General features: G+C 58.4%; 17 protein-coding genes. 14 read left to right on the top strand and 3 right to left on the bottom strand.

The genetic code is table 11. The features are described 5' to 3' along the window. The first annotated feature begins 1 nt into the window (after nucleotide 1). From ACSAMW_RS08935 to ACSAMW_RS08885, 11 genes are all read left to right on the top strand, one after another. Nucleotides 2–586: a hypothetical protein gene (locus tag ACSAMW_RS08935; RefSeq protein ID WP_500593606.1), complete on the top strand. Its 585-nt coding sequence runs from the start codon at nucleotides 2–4 to the stop codon at nucleotides 584–586. Beyond that, nucleotides 586–1,185: a hypothetical protein gene (locus ACSAMW_RS08930; protein WP_500593605.1), complete on the top strand. Its 600-nt coding sequence runs from the start codon at nucleotides 586–588 to the stop codon at nucleotides 1,183–1,185. The genes ACSAMW_RS08935 and ACSAMW_RS08930 overlap by 1 nt, the downstream gene beginning before the upstream one ends. 8 nt (nucleotides 1,186–1,193) lie before the next feature. Beyond that, on the top strand, nucleotides 1,194–1,592 hold the full coding sequence (locus ACSAMW_RS08925; protein WP_500593604.1) for a DUF6950 family protein: 399 nt from the start codon (nucleotides 1,194–1,196) through the stop codon (nucleotides 1,590–1,592). Continuing rightward, the gene (locus tag ACSAMW_RS08920; RefSeq protein ID WP_500593603.1) at nucleotides 1,592–4,624 is read left to right on the top strand and encodes a phage tail tip fiber protein; all 3,033 of its coding nucleotides are present in this window, start codon (nucleotides 1,592–1,594) and stop codon (nucleotides 4,622–4,624) included. The genes ACSAMW_RS08925 and ACSAMW_RS08920 overlap by 1 nt, the downstream gene beginning before the upstream one ends. Nucleotides 4,625–5,660: 1,036 nt before the next feature. Next, the gene (locus ACSAMW_RS08915) at nucleotides 5,661–6,497 is read left to right on the top strand and encodes a phage tail protein (protein WP_500593602.1); all 837 of its coding nucleotides are present in this window, start codon (nucleotides 5,661–5,663) and stop codon (nucleotides 6,495–6,497) included. Continuing rightward, nucleotides 6,497–6,787: a hypothetical protein gene (locus tag ACSAMW_RS08910; RefSeq protein ID WP_500593601.1), complete on the top strand. Its 291-nt coding sequence runs from the start codon at nucleotides 6,497–6,499 to the stop codon at nucleotides 6,785–6,787. Before ACSAMW_RS08915 ends, ACSAMW_RS08910 begins: the two co-directional genes overlap by 1 nt. Before the next feature lie 3 nt (nucleotides 6,788–6,790). Further along, nucleotides 6,791–7,129 carry a hypothetical protein gene (locus ACSAMW_RS08905; RefSeq protein ID WP_500593600.1) on the top strand — a complete coding sequence of 113 codons (339 nt, stop codon included), beginning with the start codon at nucleotides 6,791–6,793 and terminating at the stop codon, nucleotides 7,127–7,129. A 58-nt stretch (nucleotides 7,130–7,187) separates the two neighbouring features. Next, the gene (locus ACSAMW_RS08900) at nucleotides 7,188–7,739 is read left to right on the top strand and encodes a glycoside hydrolase family 19 protein (protein WP_500593599.1); all 552 of its coding nucleotides are present in this window, start codon (nucleotides 7,188–7,190) and stop codon (nucleotides 7,737–7,739) included. Continuing rightward, nucleotides 7,736–8,269 carry a DUF2514 domain-containing protein gene (locus ACSAMW_RS08895; RefSeq protein WP_500593598.1) on the top strand — a complete coding sequence of 178 codons (534 nt, stop codon included), beginning with the start codon at nucleotides 7,736–7,738 and terminating at the stop codon, nucleotides 8,267–8,269. The genes ACSAMW_RS08900 and ACSAMW_RS08895 overlap by 4 nt, the downstream gene beginning before the upstream one ends. Nucleotides 8,270–8,271: 2 nt before the next feature. Beyond that, on the top strand, nucleotides 8,272–8,493 hold the full coding sequence (locus ACSAMW_RS08890) for a hypothetical protein (RefSeq protein WP_500593597.1): 222 nt from the start codon (nucleotides 8,272–8,274) through the stop codon (nucleotides 8,491–8,493). After that, nucleotides 8,490–9,734, top strand: a complete 1,245-nt coding sequence (locus tag ACSAMW_RS08885) for an SGNH/GDSL hydrolase family protein (RefSeq protein ID WP_500593596.1) — start codon at nucleotides 8,490–8,492, stop codon at nucleotides 9,732–9,734. Before ACSAMW_RS08890 ends, ACSAMW_RS08885 begins: the two co-directional genes overlap by 4 nt. On the opposite strand, the gene ACSAMW_RS08880 is transcribed toward ACSAMW_RS08885, so the two are convergent. Beyond that, the gene (locus tag ACSAMW_RS08880) at nucleotides 9,731–10,150 is read right to left on the bottom strand and encodes a hypothetical protein (RefSeq protein WP_500593595.1); all 420 of its coding nucleotides are present in this window, start codon (nucleotides 10,148–10,150) and stop codon (nucleotides 9,731–9,733) included. The genes ACSAMW_RS08885 and ACSAMW_RS08880 overlap by 4 nt on opposite strands. Nucleotides 10,151–10,694: 544 nt before the next feature. Beyond that, nucleotides 10,695–11,351 carry a glutathione S-transferase gene (locus ACSAMW_RS08875; protein WP_500594009.1) on the bottom strand — a complete coding sequence of 219 codons (657 nt, stop codon included), beginning with the start codon at nucleotides 11,349–11,351 and terminating at the stop codon, nucleotides 10,695–10,697. 190 nt (nucleotides 11,352–11,541) lie between these two features. Here ACSAMW_RS08875 and ACSAMW_RS08870 point away from each other — a divergent pair, with 190 nt between their 5' ends. Then, a complete protein-coding gene (locus tag ACSAMW_RS08870) occupies nucleotides 11,542–12,105 on the top strand; it encodes a TetR/AcrR family transcriptional regulator (RefSeq protein WP_500593594.1) in 564 nt (187 codons plus the stop codon). An 89-nt stretch (nucleotides 12,106–12,194) separates the two neighbouring features. Here the strand turns inward: ACSAMW_RS08870 and ACSAMW_RS08865 are convergent, their stop codons facing one another. Next, entirely contained in the window at nucleotides 12,195–13,094 is a 900-nt protein-coding gene (locus tag ACSAMW_RS08865) for a homocysteine S-methyltransferase family protein (RefSeq protein ID WP_500593593.1), read from the bottom strand. Between the two features lie 103 nt (nucleotides 13,095–13,197). Between ACSAMW_RS08865 and ACSAMW_RS08860 the strand changes: the two genes are divergently transcribed. Further along, on the top strand, nucleotides 13,198–14,019 hold the full coding sequence (locus ACSAMW_RS08860) for an ABC transporter substrate-binding protein (protein WP_500594008.1): 822 nt from the start codon (nucleotides 13,198–13,200) through the stop codon (nucleotides 14,017–14,019). Next, nucleotides 14,016–14,837 carry an amino acid ABC transporter permease gene (locus tag ACSAMW_RS08855; RefSeq protein WP_500593592.1) on the top strand — a complete coding sequence of 274 codons (822 nt, stop codon included), beginning with the start codon at nucleotides 14,016–14,018 and terminating at the stop codon, nucleotides 14,835–14,837. The genes ACSAMW_RS08860 and ACSAMW_RS08855 overlap by 4 nt, the downstream gene beginning before the upstream one ends. Nucleotides 14,838–14,968 lie beyond the last annotated feature (131 nt).

Genomic DNA, 14,968 nt, shown 5'->3' with positions numbered 1-14,968 from the left:
CATGGCGCTTGAGTGGCCTGAAGCACTAGAGCCGACCGAGACGTCGTGGGGCATGACCTACAACAACCGGGCGTTTACTTCGACCCTTTCCAATGCTCAGCAGATAGTAGGTTACCCCGGTGCCTACTGGGTCTGCACCCTGACCTTCGGTGTGCTGTTTGATGAGGATGAGCGACAGCTGACGGGGCTGCTCGGGCGCCTCCAAGGCATGTTCGGAACCGTGAATATCCCCGCGCTTACGCGGACGCGTGACGACGACATCGGTGCACCGGTAGTTGTGTCCGGCATTGCCCAGGCAACGGCTATGGTCATCGGTGGCCTGAAGGCTGGGATCAAGGCCTTTGCCATAGGCGACTACATCACCGTCGCTGGTGAGATGTTCGAGGTTGTGCAGGATGCTAAGGCCAATGCCCAGGGGCAAGTGACCGTGAGTCTGAACAAGCGGATTCGCCGCACCCTGACCGTGGGCACCCCCGTGGAGTACCGCAACCCCTACTCGGAAATGCGCCGCGTCGACGATTCCCACCAGGTGGTGATTCAGCCTGTGGTCTCTAACTGCACCCTGCAATTTCGGGAGGCTTTCTGATGCCAGCAGCATTTCCATTCAGCCAGGCCGTAGTCGATATTCTGGCCACCGGCCGCTTCATGGTGGTTCACGCCTGCCAGCTCGATTTCGCCGATGGCATGGTGTTCGCCCACACGGGCACCGGGCAACTCGTTATTGACGGCATCACCTACGACGGCGTGGGCACCTTCGGGGAGATTGGCCAGACCCAGGAAAGCGATAACTCAGGCTCGCCCATGTCCATCGACTTGAAGCTGACAGGCCTTGACGCCTACATCATCAAGGAAACCAACATCCGTGGCTGCCGGGGGCGCTCGGGCAAGGTGCTGTTCGTGGTGTTTGATGAGGCCGGTAACTACGCCTCGGACATCCTGTTTTCTGGCCGTATGGATGCGGCGCAGTTCTCGTTCGCCGGAAACGCAGCGGACGGTAACAGCATCACCGTGCCGGTCATCGACCGAATGGCCGAGTGGAACCGCACGGGCACCGAGCGCTGGACGGACGAGAACCATCGGGCACGCCATGGTGGGGACCGCTTCTTCTACGCCGTTGCCCAGATGTCGGAATGGCCGCTGTACTGGGGTTCTACCAAGGACGCACCCGCCTTCACCTACGAATAGTGACCCCGATGCGAAATCGAGATTGGACCACCCGCTTGCACGATGTCATCCAGGCCGCCTTAGAGCGGCCTTTTTCATGGGGCGAATTTGACTGCTGCCTGTTTGCCGCTGACTGCGCGATCGCCGTGTGTGGCACTGACCCGGCTGCGCTTTACCGGGGCACATACAGTACTGAGGTTGGCGCCAAGCGTGCCTTGAAGAGAAGGCACGGAAGCCTTGAGGCTGCCTGGGACGCCTGCTTTTCAAGGGTGCCCCCGGCCTTTATCCAGCGGGGCGATATCGCGCTTTACGACGCGCCCACCGGGCGGGCGGTTGCCGTGTTCTGGGCTGGTGAGTTCTGGTGCGCAACGGATGAGGGCGTAGGCCGCGTGCACTGCACGCCCCTGGCTGTGTGGAGGGTCGAGTAGTGAGCAGCGGTGTAAAGAAAATTGCCCAGATTGCTGTGGGTGCTGCCATAGGCTTCGCCCAAGGCGGGCCAATTGGGGCAGTCATTGGTGCAGGGCTGGCGTTCTATGCGGCTTCCCAGCAGGAAGCGCTGAGCAACACATCGTCCCTCAAAGCCAGCGAGCCATCGGCGCAAACCGTGCGGTCGTCGAAGGCGCCGGCTCGATTCATCCTGGGGCGTGTGAGTACGGGTGGCGTGCTGGTGTGGGCGCAGGAGCAGAGTGGCGGGGTAGCCAACGGCGAGTGGGTTCACCTGGTCTACGTGCTGAGCGAAGGCCCGGTGAGCAAGCTTGAGGATATTTTCCTTGGCGAGGAATCCATCAGCACCTTCGGCACCTATGCCAGCTATGAGCTGGTACTAAATCCAACGAAGGTCAATGCGTTTCTCAAGGCCAACTGCCCGAACTGGAAAGACGAGCAGATAGGCCGTGGCCTGTCGTTCGTGCGGCTGTCGCTGCAGTACAACGCGGAGAAGTTTCCATCGGGTATCCCGGACGTTCGATTTGTGGTGCGCGGCCGAGACGACATCTACGACCCCCGCTCGGGCACAACCGGTTACACCCAGAACACCGCTCTTCATATCCTCTGGTACCTACGCAACCGCTGTGGGATTCCGGATGATGAGATCGTCTTTTCGACCTTCGCCAGCGCAGCCAACGTCTGCGACGAGACATTGACCAATGCGGACAACTCGGTAAGCCAACGCTACACCACGGCCTGCGTTATAGGGGCAGACGAGCAGCGCACCCAGGTCATTCAAAAGCTGGAGGCGTCATGCGCTGGCAAGCTTACCCGGGTGGGTGGGCGATGGATGTTGCATGCTGGCGCCTATTACGGCCCGTATGACTTCGAGATCACCGAGGACATGGTGATCGGCACCATCACTGGCGGTACCGAGACGACCAATGATTCAGCCATCAATACCGTGCGCGGCACTTTCATTGACCCCTCACAGGCCTGGGCGGAAACCGACTATCCCGAGGTGGTCGTCACCCAGTGGGTGACCGAGGACGGGGGCGAGGCGGCAGAAACTCTCAGCTACAGCTACGTGACTGATCCCTACCAGTCCCAGCGCCTGGCCAACATCGAATTGCGGCGCCGGCGGGCAGGCGGGGCTATCAGCATCCCAATGAACTTCGCGGGCTACAACTGCCGGCCGGGTAGGGTGGTGCGGGTCAATCTCCCCTCGCTGAATATCCTGGGCGAGTTCATCGTGACGAACTGGTCAATGGGGGCCAAGGAAGGCTGCACGGTCTCGGTATCACAGTACGAGCAGGCCATTTTTGGCGATGCTGTCGGGGAACCCTACAACCCGCTGGGCTTCATCACCTTGCCGTCTGGTGGCTTAGGCTCGCCCACTGGGCTGGCATGGACGCCAGCAGACAATGCCGAGGTGGTGCAGGGTCTATTGTCCTGGACGGCACCGACGGGCATTGTGACGGAGTACGCGGTTACCGTTCGCCAGGCAGGTGTAGCCGTGCAGTCGCACACCGTTCCGGCGAGCGGCACCCAGTGCAACATCAACAGCCTCGGCGCCGGCAACTACACCATGAGCGTTGCTGCCATTGGCCCCATGGCGCGCTCTGGCGAAGCCACTATCACTGTGAACATCGACGGCCCACCGGTACCGGAAGCGTGCACGGTCCAGTCCTCCATCGACAGTATTGTGCTGGTGCCCAGCAACCCGCTGCATGGCCTTAACGGCGGCACCTACGAATACTTCTTCACTATGGACCCCAAGGCCAGCGCTGATAAAGCGCAGTACTTGGGCCAGGGCCTGAGCTTCACCCACACCGGGCTGGCGTTCTACACTAACTATTACTACTTCATCCGCTCACGCAACGCTTATGGGGCGAGTGATTTCCTGAAGGTGCCGGCCGCTACCTCGAACGATGTGTCGGCTTACCTGGCGGCGTTTGGCGGCAAAATCGGCAAGACCGAACTGAGCAAGGAACTACAGGAGGAGATAGGCGAGATCGGCAACCTGAAGGGTCAGGTGGCCGCCCTGGATGGCTTGAAGGCCTACCAGCCCGATCAGCCCTACGCCGTAGGCGACATGGTTGTGCAGGACGGCCGTATCTATCAGGCGGCCGACGCGGTGCCTGTGAACACACCGCCACCCAATGGCGCGTACTGGACGGATGTAGGTCAGTCACTGGAAACCGCTGCGGGTCTCGCTCAGCAGGTAGCCCAGAACAGCGCGGCCATTACCGATGTGCAGGCCGAGACCAAGAGCACGCAGACCCTGCGCGCCGCTTTTCGTGATGATAATGGGGAAGGAGACCTGGCCGACGCGCTGAGCATGGCAGCCGCACAGGCCACCTATGCAAAGGAGGTAGTCGCTCGGGCCAACAAGGACGAAGCCCTGGTTCAAACTACTGAGGTGCTGCAGGCCGGGGTGGCGTCAAACGACGCCAAGATCACCAACGTTCAAACCGTGGTCGCCACCAACCAGAGCGCTACAGCTCAGCAGATATCACAGCTTCAGGTGGCCGTGGGCGATAATACGGCGGCAGTGCAAACCGTCAGCAAGGCGCAGGCCAACACCGACGGGAAGCTTTCGACCATGTGGTCGGTGAAGATGCAGCTGAACGCCAACGGCCAGTATGTGGCAGCGGGCATCGGCCTAGGTATCGAGAACAGCGGGGCGGGCCTGCAAAGCCGTTTCCTGATCGCGGCTGATAGCTTTGCGATGGTTTCCACACTGGCCGGCGGCACAACCTACACGCCGTTCGTGGTACAGAACGGACAGGTCTTCATCAACCAGGCCTTCATCGGCGACGGCACGATCACCAGTGCTAAGATCGGGGATTACATCCAGTCCACGAACTATGTCGCTGGCTCAACTGGTTGGCGCATTGGAGTGAGGGACGGAACCATTGAGTTCAACGGCTCAGTTGCTGGCCAAGGGCGGCTCACGATTACAAGCAGAGCTGTGAAAGTGTTCGATGCCAACAACGTACTGCGGGTGCAGCTGGGAGATTTGACGGCATGAGCTATGGCCTAAGAACCTGGAATGAGAACGGCGCGCTGTCCTTGGACACCACCACCTTCACATACCAAGTCATAGGGCAGTGGGTGTTGGATTTTTCAAACTCCATTCCCTCGAACCCCACGAGCTACACGCTTTCGATTCCTGGGTTTGACCCCGCCACGTGCTCACTTGTGCTGCTTCCAACCAGGGCTGAGGACATTCCCTCTGCTGACAGTCCCGGCAATGCAAAGGCCTACCCATACGTCACCGTATCCGCAGGGCAGGCTGTGATCGCGGCCAGAAATCCTTCGGCTGAAAAGGTTGTGTCCACATGTAGGGCCATTGTACGTGCAATGGCAATTAGGTATGCCTGATGGGATTCGGATTAAGGGCTGTAAACGACAATAGCTATGTACAGATAGACTCTGATTCACCGCGTCTATGTCTTCTGGGAAAAGGTACGTACGGCGCAGGTAGCTATACAGCCACAGTCACATTCCCAGTCTCAATAAAGACTCAAGAGCCTCCGATGGTTTTTATCAGGCCATCGACTGCTAATAGCAATGAACCCTACCGAACCATGATCCTTACAGGATCGGCAGGTAACTGGACAGGATTTCAAATAAGTGCAAGCAACCTGAACTATAGGCCAGCAGGAGATTGGTTTGTGGCAGCCTTCGCCTCCAGGGGGGACGCTACATTCGGCATGCGCTTGTTCGGTCCTGATGGAAGCCTGGCCTATGACACTGGCGCCTACGCCGTTCTGGTTTCAACAGTCCTATCAACATGGACTTATGTAGGCAGGGTGCAGCTAACAATTGGCGCCTATTACAAATGGGTCTGTGGGAGAGCGTTAGCGGCGGGTGAGTATTTTATGATCAATGTTTTCTCACTGGGAATCCAAGACAACAACTCGGGATCTACATGTGCTGTTTCAATGGATTACACCAATAACCAAACATGCATGTGGGCCAACGGTTTTACCGCATGGGTCGATCAAGGTCACCGACCTGTCTTGTTTGCCAAACTAGTCGTTTAATTCACTCGGAGCATTCGAATGCCCTGGCTTCGATCAGGCACGGTTTCGTGCACCCAAAATTCAACTACGGTGACCGGCACCAACACCGGCTTTGCCGCTAACGCCCGTGTGGGTGATGCCTTCCTGGGTCCGGACGGCCGATTCTATGAGTTGGCCAACGTAGCAAGCGATACCGTCCTGTCCATTCTGCCCGCTTACCAAGGAGCAACGGTAAACGCCGGGGCCTATGCGCTGGCGCCCATGCAGGGGTATGTGAAGGATTCAGCCGACGCACTGCGGGCATTGGTCAACAAATTCGGGACCCTAGCCGCCGCTCCGTCCATCAACGCTCTCGCAGCACTTACGGGAGCTGCTGACAAAATTGCTTATTTCACAGCGGCCGATGCTATGGCTTCTGCAGATTTCACAGCTCAGGCTCGCACCCTTCTAGCCGCAAAAACTGTAGCTGCCCAACGTACTGCACTCGGCCTAGGCTCAGCTGCAGTAGCCCCCGTCCTTGGCACCGTAAGTCAAAGCTCTGGGGTTCCCACAGGCGCGATAATCGAGACGGGTTCCAATTCGAACGGGCGGTATACAAAGTTCGCTGACGGCACCATGATCTGCACCATTTTGGCCGGGCCATTGAGCATCGCAGCTGGTTCAATCTACAACAGCGGAATAATTACTTTCCCTGCGGCTTTTGCTTCGGAAGTGCGGTGCCATCTGAATTTTTCGGGTTCGTATCCCTACGACCTCACTGGGAACTTTGAATCGGGCGTTACCACAACGTCGTGTAAGTATTCGGTCGTCAACCGCAATAGCTCGCAAACGCTCTCGCCCTACGTTTACATCACTGCAATAGGCCGGTGGTTCTGATGATCATTAAATTATCTCCTCAACGCCGCGACGATACGCTGGCCATCAGCAAAAAAGGCGATGTGCTGACTATCAATGGCGAGGACTACGACTTCACGTTGGTGCCAGAAGGTGCAACCCTACCGGCTGTCGCCATCCAATCCTCTTTCATTGCAGGCGACGTAGTGCGTACAGGCGGAACATTGATCGTCCCTCTTGTGCTGCCCCACGGGGTCGAGCCAAGCGAGGCGGTTGCCTTCCCTGCTGATATCAAGGCCAATGCCGACGGCAGAATCACACTTCCGGAGTAACCCATGGGCAACATCGATATCTCGCTGCTCATTACTGCCGATGCGAAAAAGGCAGAGGCACAGGCAGCGCTGCAAGGCATGTTCGAAATCGAGGTCCAGAAGCACCTGGACAAGGCGGCAAAGGGGCGGGGCTACGACAACATCATGACCGCCGTGAGCTATGCAGACGAACCAGCCGTAGCGCGCTTCCAGAAAGATGGGCAGGCCTTTCGCGCCTGGCGTTCGAAGGTGTGGGACTACGCCTACGAACAACTGGCGGCGGTAGAGGCGGGCACCCGCACAGTGCCGAGCCAGGATGAATTTTTGGCTGAGCTGCCCGCGCTCGAGCTTGTAGCCGCCTAACCCCACCTGCTGAAAACACCACCCGCCATGAGCGGGTATTTTTTTGCCCGGAGAAAACATGCAGATCACTGAAGAGCAGCTGCGGCGGATCATGCCGCTGGCAGGCGCGCGGGCGGCCGCCTACGCGGGTCCGATCAATTCCACCATCGCTTACTACGGTATCAATACCCCGCAGCGCGTCAGCGCCTTCCTGGCCCAGATTGGGCACGAGTCTGGCCAGTTGCGCTACGGCAAGGAGCTGGGCAGCGATAGCTACCTGGCCAAATACGACACCGGCCCGCTGTCCAGGCGCCTGGGCAACACGCCCGAGGCCGATGGCGACGGCCAGAAATACCGGGGCAGGGGTCTGATTCAGGTCACCGGGCACGACAACTACCTGGCCTGCAGCAAGGCCTTGTTCGGCGACCAACGCCTGCTAGATAAGCCTGAACTGCTGGAGCAGCCACAATGGGCCGCGATGTCGGCTGGCTGGTACTGGTCCGTTCGCCGGATCAATGAGCTGGCCGATACTGGCGACTTTGAAGGCGTTACCCGCAAGGTCAATGGCGGCTTGAACGGCTTGGCCGAGCGTCGTGCCTTGTATGACCGGGCGTTGAAGGTGCTGGCGTGACGCCCTTTCAGTTGAAGCTGATCGGCTATGCAGCTGCGATCTTGCTCACGGTGCTGGCCATCGGCGGCGCGCTATACGGCGCATACAGGCACGGGGAGACAACCGCCGACCTGCGCTGGCAGGCCAAGGCCTCAGACCAACAGTCCCTTCAGGCAAAGGCCCGCGCTTCCGCCGAAGGCAATGCACGTACAGAAGAGCAGCGGCGCCAGGCCGACGCTAACCAGGTGGGTTCCGATGCAAGACAAGCGACTGCGGCCCTTGCCGCTGATGTGGCTGGCGCTGATGACGCTGGCCAGCGGGTGCGCAACACAGCCAGTAGCTTTGCTGCCCGAGCAAGTTGCACCAGCAGCGATCCCAGCATTGCCCGCCGAAGCGAGGCAGCCAGCCGCGCCGCCATGGTGCTCTCCGACCTGTTCCAGCGGGCTGACAAAAGAGCGGGAGAGCTGGCAGCAGCGTATGACGGAGCCCGAATAGCTGGCCTGGCGTGCGAGCGAGCGTATGACAGCCTGACCAAAAAACAACGGGGATAACGATGCAGACCACCACCAAAGAAGAAACATACAGCCGCGCGATGCGCATCACCCTGGGTGTCCAAGCCAACGGCGGCTCGGTGGCCATTCAGATGAGGATGGGCGCAAGCACTTGGGTTACGACTGATACCCTGTGGAAAGACGGCGCCTATGCGCTGGACATTCCCCCGGCAACTATGCGTTTTGTGCCGACCGGTGGCGCGGCCCTTGAGGTGTACGCATGAGCCTACTCGCCATCCCACAGACACTGCGCATCAGAATCCGCCGAGGGCTGGGGCTGCTGGGCGACAGCTTCAGCGGCAACTGCCACACCATCGCGGCCACGGCCTTCGGTACCGAGAACTACGGATACGCTGGCGCCACGGCTGCCAAGACCGGCCTATTCCCGGACTACCGGGACAATCAGGGTAAAGTGGGGGACAACACCGGGCAGATGATGGCCCGGCTGCAGGCCTCGCTTACTTCAACCACAGCCGACCTCTGGGCGCTGCTCTCGCGGACCAACGACAGCACCACTACAGGCATGAACCTGGCAGACACCAAAGCCAACGTGATGAAGATCGTGATGAGCTTCCTGGGTACGCCTGGCAAATATCTGATCGTGGGCACGGGCACGCCACGGTTCGGCGACAAGGCGCTGACCGGTACCGCGCTGCAGGAAGCCAAGGATTACAAAGACTGGGTGCTGGGCTATGTAAGCCAGTTCGTACCGGTGGTGAACATCTGGGATGGATTTACCCAAGACATGACGGTAGAGGGCCTGCACCCTAATATCCTGGGCGCCGACTTCATTGCAGGCCGCCTGGCGCCCATCATCAACGCCAACTTCGAATTCTTCGGGGTGCCGCTGCCCACGGACTCTGGCGACCTGTATTCAGCCATCCGCCCATTCGGGTGCCTGAATGCAAACCCGCTGATGACGGGTACCGGTGGCGCCCTGGCTGCTTCGGTCAACTCGGTGGCCGGGTCGGTGCTGGCGGATTCCTACAAGGCGTCCGGCTCAGGCCTGAGCGGGATCACCACCAGGTGGTACAAAGAGCAGGCCGCTTATGGCGAGGCCCAGTGCATCGAACTGGCGGGCACCATGGCAGGGGCGGGGGGATACATCTACCTCCAGCCTACGGCAAGCGTGGCTCTGTCTAACCTGTCTGCCAACGACGTGATCGAGATGGTGTCGGCGCCGGAGATTGTGGGTAACAGCCGGGGCATCCTGGGCTGGGAGGCCGAGCTGATCATCGTGAAGCCGGTGGCCGGTACCGCGACGACCATCTATTACCGGTCCATGGACAAATATCAGGAACCCTTCACCATGCCAGCGAACTGGAAGGGCGCCTTGGAAACCCAGCGCTACACCTACGACGCGACCGAAACGTCCATCACCTGCCGCATGGGGCTGTACCTGGCCACGGGCATTGCGCAGGACTCGAAGGTGAAGGTCAGTCAGTTCGGCAACCGCAAGGTCTAGCTGGCCGAGGGAGCTGTTTTGCCAGCGGGCGCTGTTGCTAATAGATGACTGTGGTAGCTGTTAGCAACAATCGCATAAGGGTCTCCTCCAAGCCGTGTGATGACATCGAAGAAGAAAGCTTGGTCAGTAGCCCTGGCCATGGACTCGCTATGCCATTTCTTCCAGCTCTCGGAGTTATCTATGTGAGCTTGCGAGGCATCCTTGATCGCCTTGGCCAGCTCTGTGCGAAGTCGAACCCTTTCCTTATCCGCCTCGACGAACATCGTTACCAGCGCCGCAATGCGCTTGCGCTGCTCCGTCAGTGACTCTTGGAGCATGTTGCACTCTTCGGCGCAGAGCTGCGCCTGCTGGCGCCACATTTCTTCCGGAGTAGGTAGCCCAAGCCATTGTTCCGGGTTCAGGTCTTCGTCGTGCATGAGGGCTAACTCTTTATGTGTATATGCATACAGTAGTGTAGAGAGTAGCTAAGGTCGATATTGAGGGGATGAGCGGGCAGGTATTGATGAAAACGGAGCAGCTCGAAAGCCTGGGGGAATTTTGGGGGAATCACTCCCCCGTATTGTGTGGAGTGCAGTGGCGTTATGCTTTGCTGAAAGCCCTGTGCTGAAAGGCTTTCAGGATTATTGCTCAATATATATTTGGGGTGAAAACGGATTCGAAATCCGTTGTACTGGCAACAGTACCTAGGGTTCAAATCCCTATCTCTCCGCCATTATGCGCCCTGAGAGCCCCGCAATGCGGGGCTTTCTGGTTTCTGGCGCTCGCTAGCCATACATTCAATCCCTCATGTGCCGGTGGTATGGCGCAAGCGTGATCGATCATATGCGCATAAGGCTCGGCTCAAGGCATTCGTGCGTAGACCGCCTTCCGGCACTGCGATGTTGTGCCTTGATTTCAACGTGGCCAAGCACTGACGCAAATATCCGCTACAGGCTGGGCCGTAGTAACGACTAACGTTCGTTATTTTTCAGGTGCACCTTGTTCGACCAGCGCGCGCCAGGTTTTGTAGCTCGGGCGTTGCTGCATGTTTGCGTACCACGCGCGCAAGGCATCGCACTCATCGGGGACCGGCAGTTTCACCAAGGCTGCGAAAATCATTCCCCCGATAACGGCGATATCCGCCATTGAAAATTTACTGCCGGCAACGAAGGGCTGCTGACGAAGCAGGTTGTCAAAGTAACGCATGCCGCGCGTTGCCTTCTCTCCCATCTTCGCGCCCCATTCGGCGTTTTGATAAAGCTCGACCTTCGGCCCAAGGCCGGGAGTGGCGTGGTGAAAATATACGCTCACCGCGTCCATGAATTCGATTTCTGCCCGCTTGGTCATCATGTGGATCAGGCCTTTCTCAAGCGGCGTTTCTCCCGTCAGTGTGGAGTTGCCTTCCAGGCTGTCCAAGTACTGAGTAATCGCGGTGCATTCAGCGATACGGGTGCCGTCTTGCAGTTCTAGTACAGGCAGGGTGCCGGAATAGTTGATCGCCAGAAACTCAGGCTCTTTGTGCTCGCCAGTCCAGAGGTTCACCGAGACGAATTCAACCTTTGGCAGCAGGCCTTTCTCGGCCAGAGCGATACGAACACGGGCAGGATAGGGGCCATCGAACCAGTCATAGATCTTCATCTTGTTAGTCGAAGATTGCTCGGTGAGGGTATATGCAGCGGTCATAGTGTTCTGCCTGTCTGTCAGTTGGTAGGTAAGCAGAGATTGCGCTTGCGCTATTAGGCTGTAAACCCCTACCTATCACTTGGTAGGTAAGCTTTTTGGACATAGAATAGGGCTGCAGTGCCCATGTCAAGATAGGAGGTACACAGTGAGCCAGAATGCTCGTGAGCAGATTCTGCTAGTCGCCAAGGCGGCAGCACAACTGCACGGCTACGGCGGAATCAATTTCCGCACTATTGCCGAAGAGATAGGCATAAAGAACGCCAGCATTTACTACCATTTTCCCAGTAAAGCGGATCTTGGCGCAGCTGTTGCTCAAAGGTATTGGCAGGAGACAGCGCAGGTACTCAGCGAGCTGCGGGTGGCTCATGCGTCCCCTGAAGACAGCCTGCGGCTATACCCCTCGATTTTCCGGACATCGCTGGAGAATCAAAACCGACTTTGTCTTTCGAGTTTTATGGCAGCAGAGTTCGAAGACCTTCCTGACCAGGTAACCAAGGAGGTGAGAGCGTTTGCAGACATAAATGTGGAGTGGCTTGTCGGCATATTGGCCGACCTCAACTGGGGCTCTGGTGAGAACCGAAAGCGCCGTGCTTATGCGATCTACACTGCCGTGGCGGGGGCTCAACTGATCGCACGCACTCGCCAGGACATCAGCCTGTTCGATGAACTGGTTTCGAGCTATCGCGAGGCGGGATTGATCCCCGCCTGAGTACAACGACAGCTGATGTCTTTGCTGTGTGGTGGTGTACCAACCGTGACGCCTGTTAGGCGAAAATGAGCGCTATACAGAGAGGGATGCTACTCCACCCATCGCTTAAGCTCAGCAATATGCTCCGGCCCTATTCCACAGCACCCGCCAATCAGGCTGGCACCCCGCTGTCGCCAATCCGTTGTCCATTTCAAGTAGCCTGGCGGGTCCAGGTCCTCGCGCAGTTCGTCCAGGCCGTCATTGGCTGTAGCTTCTTTCGGTTGCGGCGGGAAGGCATTGGCATAAGCGCCGATAGCGATATCAGCCTTCAACGTTTCAATCACTGAACGGGCCACGTCCACTGCAGCGCCGATGACCTCAGGCTGGCTACAGTTGAACAGCACAGCGGCTACGCCTAATTGTGCGACTGCCTTTACCGCCTCTGCCACCGGTTCGCCTGAGCGTAGGCGGGGAAGGGCGTCCACCTCGTCGTCCTGCAAGGTGAAGGACACCCACAACGGTTTGCCATCGGCCGGTAGCTGTGCACGCATGGCCTGCACCTCGGCAATGGCGCTCTGGGTTTCTGCTAGCCACAGGTCAACGTGCGGGCCCAGGCCCTGCAGCAGAGGCGTGAGCAACTCGGTTACGCGCTCGGGCTGGAACAGGTCGGGCCGATACGAACCAAACAGCGGCGGCAGCGAACCGGCCACCTGCACAGGGTGCTCGCTGGCAGCCGCGGCCTGGCGTGCCAAGCGCCCAGCCGTGTCTGCCAAATGCTGGCCTTCACGCGCAAAGCGCTCTTCACCAATGTGGAACGGCACTACGGAGTAGCTGTTGCTGGTAATCAGCTGGGCGCCTGCTGCGATGAACGCCTTATGCACATTGACTACCGCATCAGGCGCTTCGGTAAGGGCCAGGGCGGACCATTCAGGCTGGCGGAACGGAGCACCGCTGCGCTGCAGCTCACGCCCCATCCCACCGTCCAGAATCATTACAGGTCGCTGTCTCATATAACGTCTCTAACTATGCTTATGAATAAAATTCACTATGGTAGGCATGCTTATAACTATTAAATACCCGGCGTCTATTCTTATCAACTTTTTGGGTATGTCCATGGGGTTTTCTCGCTCGCTGTTTGCAGGTCTCGCGCTGTTCACATTAGGGGCGCAGGCCCATGCCGGTGCCACACTGGAACGTGTAGAGGCGCATAAGGAACTGGTCAATGTGCTGATGGAAAGCTACCCGCCGTTCTCTTTTCTCAACGATCAAAACCAGCTGGATGGGTTTGACGTTGACGTGGCCAAAGCCGTAGCAGAAAAGCTGGGCGCAAAGCTGCGCCTGGAAACACCCTCCTGGGACGTGATCGCGGCTGGCCGCTGGAGCGGGCGTTATGATGTGTGCATCTGCTCGATGACCCCAAGCAAAGCGCGTGCTGAGGTATTCGATTTTCCGGTGGAGTACTATGCGTCGCCTGCCGTGATCGTGGTCAATGCCAAGGATGACCGCATCCACGCGGCTAAGGACTTGAACGGGCTCAAAGTCGGCCTAACCAGCGCTTCAAGCTATGAAAGCTACCTGAACAAGAACCTGGTGATAGAGGGCGCCGAAGACAAGCCTCTCACATACCCCTTCGATTTCGTACAGGCCGTTCCCTACGATACCGATAACGTCGCCTTCCAGGACCTGGGCCTGGGTGCAGGGGTACGCCTGGATGCCATCCTTACCAATCTGGTGACGGCTCAACCGCGGCTCGCCCAGGACAAGCGTTTCAAATTGGCAGGTGCGCCGCTGTATGAGGAACCCAACGCGGTAGCGGTTGAAAAGGGGGACCCTGAATGGGAGGCCAAGGTGCGCCAGGTGTTCGCCGAGTTGAAGGCGGACGGCACGTTAACCAAACTCTCGCAAAAGTGGATCGGGGCTGATATCAGCAAATGAGTGTGCTACCTCCGCCCTCCCATTCGCCTGGCGAGCCTGCGGGCGAACGCTTTTTCGGCTTTCGCACCCGGCTTTACCTGACCTGGCTGGTCTTGTTTCTTCTATTTATAGGGTTCTTCCTCAGCTTCGACCTTAAGTTTTCGATCATCCTGGACAAGCTGCCCACTCTGGTTGGCCTGAAGCTGGCCCCGAACGGTTTTCTGCAGGGGGCGGCGCTGACGTTGTTCCTGTGCCTGTGCTCGATGGTGGTGTCGGCCCTGTTCGGCTTCGCCGCTGCGCTGGCGCGGTTGTCCCGCAGTGCGGTGCTGGTGGGCGTGGCCAGCTTCTATACGTCATTCTTCCGCGGCACACCCTTATTGATCCAGATCCTGCTGATCTACCTTGGGCTGCCACAGGTGGGCCTGGTGCCCGGTGCTATCAGCGCGGGCATTATTGCGCTGTCACTCAACTATGGCGCATACCTGAGCGAAATTTTCCGCGCAGGTATTGTGGGCGTTGCCAGTGGTCAACGTGAGGCAGCCTTGGCGATGGGTATGCGCCCTTGGCAGATTTTCCTGCGTATTGTGCTGCCACAGGCCATGCGCGCGATCATTCCGCCCACTGCCAACCAGTTCATCTCGATGCTCAAGGACTCCTCACTCATCTCCGTAATGGGAGTGTGGGAAGTGATGTTCCTGGCCCAGTCCTATGGTCGTTCCAGCTATCGCTACCTTGAAATGCTCACCACGGCCGCGGTGATCTATTGGGTGCTGTCGATCCTGCTGGAACTGGTGCAGGCCCACCTGGAACGGCATTTTGGTAGGGCTTACCGGCGATAACGTGCGCTGTATACGGGCCAGGCGAGCCTGTTGCTCGTGTTTGCTCAAGGCAATCTAGACGGCAGCGCTACGCTTGAGAAGCCTCCCGGGCTTCACCCCTGTGTGGTGTTAAAGGCGCGATCGGTTCCAGG

Source organism: Pseudomonas sp. AB39(2026), assembly GCF_059831485.1.
Note: the sequence above shows the minus strand (reverse complement) of the source record. Positions and strands in the feature narration are given on the sequence as shown.